This is a genomic window from Oleiphilus sp. HI0061, assembly GCF_001635675.1.
Genome location: NZ_LWFE01001131.1, coordinates 1 through 2,017, shown reverse-complemented (window position 1 = coordinate 2,017; position 2,017 = coordinate 1). Strand labels below are relative to the sequence as shown.

At 45.5% G+C, this 2,017-nt stretch carries 1 protein-coding gene; it reads right to left on the bottom strand.

What is annotated here, in order from left to right:
* On the bottom strand, positions 1–2,017 hold a 2,017-nt coding region (locus tag A3735_RS16850), incomplete at both ends, for a DUF6701 domain-containing protein (protein ID WP_156499725.1).

The following is a 2,017-nucleotide window of genomic DNA, read 5'->3' as shown; positions in this document are numbered from 1 at the left end:
CATTGATCATCAGTATGGGCAACAAAGGTTCCGGCGCTAGAATAATATTGGGGGTAAGCCTTCATTTTTAACGCTTGAGTATCAGGCCCATAGGCATTCTCCATTTTCCACCGTCCTTGCCGTAATTCTGAGCTAAATTGGAAACCAAGCGCTGCTAAATTACTAGTGCCTGTCACATCATCATCGTCTTCCAAAGTAACGACCAAATCAATATCTGCGTCAAAAGGAACGATATTGGTCCCTGCAGGTCGATCATAACTGAAGTTAGGGTTACTAGAGTGGATAAGTAAGCTAAGCGTTCCATCAATATCTGTTGTCGCACCATAACTTATATCTCCAACTGGCGAGGATAATGTCGCCGCCGTCGCTGCATTATCGGTATAGCAAAAACCCTTAACGCCTACACTACCACCACAAGACTCATCTAGCTCCAGGTTTGCACCCAAGCGCCAAAAATCACCTTCATAGTTTTGTGTAATCGTGCCATCAGCACGTACAGCACTTATCGTCAATTCAGGGACAGTATTCCATTGAAAGGCCTGATTCATATAAGTGAAGGGCGATAGTCCAACGACATTACACGCTGGGGCAAAATTTCCTCCTGTGACGGAAAAGCTCACATCAAAACGATCAGGGATAAACCGACCAACATTACCACTTGTACCACCGCTGACGACTTCACCCGCATAATCGGGCACGGCATAGGCTTCCATAGTGAAAACCCCCACCTCATCTATTTGTTGCGTCACCGACACAACACCATCATCTGCCAATGTAAAGGCCACATTGCTCTCGGCAACATTGGCATTAACACCACTTAGCGGTGCAATAAGATTACTACGCAACGATATTGGCGAAGGACTGATATAGCTCTCAGCCGTTGTTGCGCTTGCATCCGCGCAGACAGCTCTAAGCTGCTGAGTAAAATTATCACCGACCGTTGCAAACTCACTGCAAGATCCAAAAGGAGAAGAACAACTTGGCGCGCTCGGTACAGTCGACTCAATCAAGGAAGGAGAGACAACAAAGGCATTAGACATAAGACCTTGCATAAGTGGCGTTTCACTGAGCCCATCCTCATGTTCAAAGTTAATAGACAATATTTGTCCAGCATCTAAATGCCTAACGTCAAGATCTGCTACACCTTGATCAAAATCTAAAGTCAGATTATCACTAGCAGGTAAACTGTTAGCGATAAGCGTGTTATTAAGGCTTAGGGAAGTCCTGGCCGTATCTGCAATAGCGGGTGACTCATCAGATTGATAATTCACCTCAAACCATGCTTTTAAATCTTTACTCCCGTCAAAATCAGTCAACACTGAACAAGCACTACCACTTGGTTGAGTTTGACCGACAGCGGTTAATGTCATCGATTCAGAATTACCACAAACAAAAGAGGCCGGGTTGGTGGCAACAAATCCGTAAGCACTAAAGTTTGTACCCGGCGTTGCGGTAGAGCTTACACTCTCTGCAGTATCTTCGGCGGTCACGACCACACCATCAACCGCCCTCTCATGGAATAAAAAGACCGTTGCTGCACCGCTTTCAGAGCCATCCAGAGTGAGACCCGATATGGAGGAACCACCGCTAGCAGCATCATAAAACTCGCTATTTGAATCATCATTGGTACTTAAACCAATCGTACCAACATAGTCAGTTTTATCAGTAACACCATCCGCACATACAGCTTGAATACTCACTTCAGCTCTGGAACTCGGGCAGGCTAACCCATAGTCAGGCTGAGTAATCGAAAAACTACCTAAAGAACACGAGCTACAAGCATGAGAGTCCCCCATAGCCGTTCCAATTTCTGCTTCAGTCAGCACGCTATCGTAAACTTTAATCTCATCCAAACGGCCATAAGCTGAAGCGCCTGGTGTTAGATAAGTAGATGAATTGTCCCCGAAGAAGATATTTCCTACATCACCCATAGTGCCGTTAGATGAAATTGACGATGAGGCAGCAGAGCTTCCATCAACATATATATGCAATTCATCGGCAGATAAGTCCCAGGTTA